Source organism: Abiotrophia sp. (genome assembly GCF_057275535.1).
In genome coordinates, this window is record NZ_DBHIRJ010000015.1 from 1 (window position 1) to 5,581 (window position 5,581).

Below are 5,581 nucleotides of genomic sequence, written 5' to 3' on the forward strand. Positions count from 1 at the left end.
CATTTGGAGGGTGCCCTTAACGAATGATCGTGCCATTGTATCTCGCTCCTTTGTTTTGATTTGTAGCTACATATATAAATAGGGTCTGAGCACCCCCTTTCTACGTGCTCACTTAGACACAACTTGCCAATTTTCGAAAAGAATCCCCTTAAGCCCGGCCTGGTTCTTGGAAAAGGACCCGGTTTTCTGCCCTTTTCCTTGGTTCCTGACCGAGCTAGTGGACCACTAGCTCATGACAAAACCCTCAGTTCCTGCCCTTTTCCTTAGTTTCCGCCCCAGCCAGTGGTCCACTCTCCAGAGTGGACCACTAGCTCCTAACAAAACCCCGATTTCCTGCCCTTTTCCTCAGTTCCCGGCCCAGCCAGTGGTCCACTCTGGAGAGTGGACCACTGGCTCATGACTCCCCCCTGATTTCGGCCTAAGCCCACACAAAAAAGCCTTCCCATCAGGGAAGGCTTTTGCTTCTATCCTAATCTACTGATTTCAGGGCTTCTAGCATGTCGACTTGGCGGAGTTGGCGGTCTACTAGCCATCCCAGGGCGGCCAAGATTAAGAGGATGGCCACAACTGGGGTCAGGTAGACAGTCCAGGCAACATTTTGGTTGAATTGGACGAAGTCTGCGCTAATACGCCCCAGCAAGTAGCGGTGCAGGACCCAGCCGCCAGCCAGGCCGAAGAGGATGCCGACTAGGGACAGGGCCACGGTTTCGCGGTAGATGTAGCGGGTGACTTCGCGATTGTGGAAGCCCAGAACCTTAATGGTCGACAGCTCCCGAATCCGCTCGGCCACATTTATGGTCGTCAAATTATAGAGGATGACGGCGGCTAGCAGGACGGAAACCAGGGTCAGAATCTGCATGACCAGGGCCAGGGAATCGACTGTCACCTGGATTTGGTGGCGGATGCCGCTGTTCTGAATGACCGAGCGCACGCCACTCAAATCCATAAAGCGGGCGCTGACCTTAGCCAGGTCGCCTTTGGCTTCAGGCCTTAGCTGGACCAAATGGGCATTGGCTGCCCAGGCTTTGCCATAGGCGGCCTCATAGGCAGTCCGGCTCAGGTAGACGCTGTGGCCGGCATAAAGCTCCACAATGCCCGCCACCGTCACACTGACCGGCTGACCGTCGGGGTCTTCCAGGGTCAGGCGGTCGCCTACCTTAAGGCCGGCTTTCTCCGCCATTTTCTGGCTAATCAGGGCGCCCTGGTCGGGCAGGTCCAAGCGATTACGGCTATAGGCATCATAGAAGGTCATCAGCTGGCCAAAGCCACCGTCGGGCGCCACCATAATGGTTACTTCCTGCTGGTCCTTGAAGCCGGGCAAGTGCTGGCGGCCCGTTTGCAGCTGAATGTCCAGGGTCTGAGCCAGGTCATCCTGGGCCAGGGCAGAGGCCAAGTCGCTTTCCTGGGAGGCATTGACATGCTGCTGACGAGCCACGATCAGATCATAGCCCACCAGCTGGTCAAATTGCCGCTCGGTGATGCCGGCTAAGGACGAGGAGATGCCCAGGCCCGCGAAGAGCAAGGCCACTGAGCCGGCCACCCCCAGGATGGTCATGAGCATGCGCTGCTTGTAGCGGAAGATGTTGCGGGCCGTCACCTTCTGGGTGAAGGTCAAGCGGCGCCAGAACCAAGTCACCCGCTCCAGCAAGATGCGACTGCCACGCGCTGGTGGCTTAGGCAGCAGGAGCTGGGCTGGCGTTTCAGCCAGTTCGCGCCGGGCTACCCACCAGATAGGCAGCAGGCTGGACAGGAAGGACAGGCCCAGGGCCAGAGCCGCAAGCGGCCAGTAGAAATGTAGTTGAATGGGCGGATAGGTCGAAGTGGCAAAGAGTGTATGGCCCAAGATATAAGGCAGGCCATAGGTCCCGGCCACAATGCCCAAGACGGCGCCTAGGCCACTAGACAGGAGGCCATAGAGCAGGAATTTGGCTAGGATGTCGCCAGGGCCATAACCCAGGGCTTGCAGGAGACCGGCCTTAAGCCGTTCCTCGCTAATAAAGCGGGTCATGGTGGTTAAAGTCACCAGGGCGGCCACCAAGTAAAGGACCACGGGGAAGACATTGCCCACATTGGCCATGCCCTCGGTCCGTAGCTTGCTGGTGTAGAACTCGACGTCGCCCGGATAGGTCTGGCGGCTGTAAACCCGGTACTTAGGCGTCACCAGGCCGGCCAGGGCATCTTGGGCCCGGTCAAGGGCGGCCTGACCCTCCTTGATGGCGGCTTGGGCCTCCGCTTCCTTGCTGGCAAATTCGGCCTCCTGGTCATCCAGCTCCTGGCGGGCAGAAGCCAGGGCTTCCTGGCCACTGCTGATTTCCTGGCTGGCCGACTCCAGGGCCTGGGCCCCGGCTTGGGCGGCAGCCGACTGGCTGTCGTATTGGGCCTGGCCGGCTTGGTATTGACTCAAGCCTGCTTGATAGTTGGCAGCCTGGCTGTCATATTGAGCCTGACCCGTGGCAAGGGCCGCGGCGCCTGCTTGGTAGCGGGCTAGCCCTTCTTGGTAGCTAGTATTGGCGGCTTGCCACTGGGCTTGGCCAGCTTCAAGTTGGCGCTGGGCGCTGGCCAGGGTCTGGGCTTCTTGAGCCAGGGCCTGGCGGGCGGTCTCAATGTCTGGCAGGGTGTCCGGATCCTGGCCGGCTTGGCGCAGGGCCTCTTCTTGGGCGGCCAGGGCCTGCTGACCGGCGGCTAGTTTGGCTTGGCCGTCAGCCAAGGCCTGGCTCTGGCTGGCTAGCGTCTCGGCCTGGCTGTCCAGCTGGCTCTTGGCGGCGTCCAACTGGGACTTAGCTTGGGCTAGCTCCTCGGACTTGGCCATCAAATTGGCCTGGCCGCTGGTCAAGGCGGCTGCCCCGCTATCCAGTTGGGCCTTGGCCTGGGCTAAGGCGGCTTGGGCGCTGGCTAGTTGGCCTTGGCCCTGGGTCAAAGTCTCATCCTGGCTAGCCCATTGGCTGGCCGCTTGGTCCAAGGCAGAGGACTGGTCAGCCCACTGGCTTTCAGCTGAAGCTAGCTGGCTGGAGCCTGATGCCAGAGCCTCTGAGGCCGAATCCATGTCGGCCTGGCCCTGATTGATTTGGCTTTGGACCTGGGATTGGACCTGAGCCAAACGGGCGGCGCCGTTATCGGCTAGAAGAGCCTCCAAGTCAGCCTGGTGCTGGTCCACCAATTCCCAGTAGCGAGCCTGGTAGGCGTTGAGTCCGGCCAAATCCTCATAGCGCAGGCGGGCAATAGTGTAGACCGGACTGTCAAAGTCCTGGGCCGTCACCACCCCGTAGCCAGCCAAAGTCCCGCTGCCGGCCGTTGAAGGCCCGAAGAGGACCTGATTGCCCAACTCGCCCGAGTTGACGAAGCCCGTAATGGTGAAAGTCGTCTGCTTGAGCATGGCCTTGGCATTGCCGGACTCCTTGAGCTTGACGGTGTCGCCTAGCTGAAAGCGACCTTGCAGGCTACTTAAAAGGGCAATTTCCCCCGAGGCTTGAGGCAGGCGGCCAGCTACTAGCTGATAGTGGGCCAAGTCCTGGGTCAGGCTGAAGATCCGCCAGGCTTCAGGCGTCTGGTCCAGCACCACGTCGGTCAGATAGCCTCCTTCGACCTGAGCACCCGACAGTTGGGCCAGCTCCTCCATGTCTTCTTGGGATAGGCCGTAGTCGGACAGGACGGTCAAGTCCTGAACCCGCAAGCCTTCGAGGTAGGCGCTGGCAGTCTGCCTTATGTCCGGCGGCGCTGCCTGCAAGCCCACCAGAGCAAAGGACCCCAGCATCATGAGGCAGACGATGGATAGGAAGCGCCCCTTGGTCTGACCAAGGCTGCGCCAGAATTCTTTGAAAAGTGTTGACTTGGTCATGGGCTGACCTCCTTTTGGATAGAGATGTTAGTTAAATTTTTTGCGGGGTGGCTGACAGGTTCAAGGCGCTGGCTCGGTAGGCACAAGTTGCTGGCACGGCTGACACAAGGCGCTGGCACGGCTGGATCAAAGCGCGCTCCCGACAGGCAGGCAGCGCCCCGCTCCACAGGGCCAGTCACCAGCCCTTTCCCCACCTTCTAGTACTCCAAGTCCCCAATATTCTGCGGTTGGTCGTTGACCGTGACCGACTGAATTTGGGCGTCATGTAGACGAATGACCCGATCGGCGATAGGCGCCAGGGCGCCGTTGTGGGTGACGATAATGACCGTGGCCCCCTCCTGGCGGGACATGTCCTGAAGAATCTGCAGGACCTGCTTGCCAGTCTGGTAGTCTAGGGCGCCAGTCGGCTCGTCGCAGAGCAGGAGCTTGGGCTTCTTAGCCAGGGCGCGGGCGATGGAGACTCTTTGCTGCTCGCCCCCTGATAGCTGGGCCGGAAAATTATCCAGACGGTGGCTGAGGCCGACGGCGGCCAGGGCCTGAGCTGGGTCCATGGCATGGGGCACAATTTCCGCTGCCAGCTCCACATTTTCCAGGGCGGTCAGGTTGGGCACCAGATTATAGAACTGGAAGACGAAGCCAACGTCATAGCGGCGGTAGTCGGTCCGCTGGTGGCTAGTGTAGGCGGCGATGTTCTGGCCGTCAATCCAAATCTCCCCCTGGCTAGCCGTGTCCATGCCCCCCAGAATGTTGAGTAGCGTCGACTTGCCGGCGCCGGAAGCGCCCAGTATAATGACCAGCTCGCCCTGCTGGATGTCAAAATTCAGGTCTTTGTTAGCCGTAATTTGCCCTTGACCCGATGGAAAAAACTTAGAACAATCTTTTACTTCAATATAGGCCATGCGGTCACGTCCTTTCTCCTGCCTTGAGGCGATTAAATTGACAGGTGTTGATTTATGTCTGCTTTTATTATAGAATAGATGAAAAGCTAAGACAATGAGCAAAAATCAACAGAGTGTCTATTTAAGGAGGGCCTATGACTCAAAAACGCCAAACCCAAACCAAGGTGGCCATCAAAACGGCCCTCACCCAGCTCCTGCAGGAAGTAGGCTTCGAGCAGCTGACCGTCCGCCAACTCTGCCAGCGGGCCGGCATTAACCGCGGCACCTTCTACCTGCACTATCAGGACAAGTTCGACCTTATGGAGCAACTCAAGGAAGAGACGCTAAGCCAGCTGCGCACTTTCTTCATTGAAAACCAGGAGCACGATGTCCACCTGGTGCTAGTCCTGGAGTATATTAAGGAAAATTACGACTTCATCTACGCCCTCTCCCAAAGCAACTACCTCAACTTCAAGGCCACCATCCGCGAATTCATGCTGCAACTCTTCCAACGCGAAGACCCAGCCGATTTGCAGAACTTTCTAGGCCGCAACTTCCCTATTAACCAAAAGTACGCCCTGGAATGTGTCCTCAGCCTAGTCGAAGGCATCATCAACCTCTGGGTCAGCAGCGGCGCCAAAGAATCCCCCCAAGAAATCCGTGATATCTTCTGGAAGGTACTCGACTTTACTAACTGGTAAAGGGGTTGGTGCCTTGTTTGGGGGCGCGCCAGTGGTCCACTCGACCGAGTGGACCACTGGCTCCGGCTTTTTCTGCCTTTTTGGGGGCTAGAGGCCGCTTTCGTGGCGAGCCAGTGGTCCACTCGACGGAGTGGACCACTGGCTCCAGCTCTTTCTGCCTTTTTGGA

At 58.5% G+C, this 5,581-nt stretch carries 4 protein-coding genes; 1 reads left to right on the forward strand and 3 read right to left on the reverse strand.

What is annotated here, in order from left to right; translation table 11 throughout:
- Positions 1-469: 469 nt before the first annotated feature.
- From ACO53F_RS09315 to ACO53F_RS09325, 3 genes are read right to left on the reverse strand one after another with little or no spacing between them, the layout of a single operon-like run.
- The gene (locus ACO53F_RS09315) at positions 470-3,835 is read right to left on the reverse strand and encodes an FtsX-like permease family protein (protein WP_485138190.1); all 3,366 of its coding nucleotides are present in this window, start codon (positions 3,833-3,835) and stop codon (positions 470-472) included.
- Positions 3,832-4,029: a hypothetical protein gene (locus tag ACO53F_RS09320; RefSeq protein WP_485138191.1), complete on the reverse strand. Its 198-nt coding sequence runs from the start codon at positions 4,027-4,029 to the stop codon at positions 3,832-3,834. The genes ACO53F_RS09315 and ACO53F_RS09320 overlap by 4 nt, the downstream gene beginning before the upstream one ends.
- A 3-nt stretch (positions 4,030-4,032) precedes the next feature.
- Positions 4,033-4,734, reverse strand: a complete 702-nt coding sequence (locus tag ACO53F_RS09325) for an ABC transporter ATP-binding protein (protein WP_485138192.1) — start codon at positions 4,732-4,734, stop codon at positions 4,033-4,035.
- A 134-nt stretch (positions 4,735-4,868) separates the two neighbouring features.
- On the opposite strand from ACO53F_RS09325, the gene ACO53F_RS09330 reads away from it, so the two are divergent.
- On the forward strand, positions 4,869-5,414 hold the full coding sequence (locus tag ACO53F_RS09330) for a TetR/AcrR family transcriptional regulator (RefSeq protein WP_485138193.1): 546 nt from the start codon (positions 4,869-4,871) through the stop codon (positions 5,412-5,414).
- Positions 5,415-5,581: the final 167 nt, after the last annotated feature.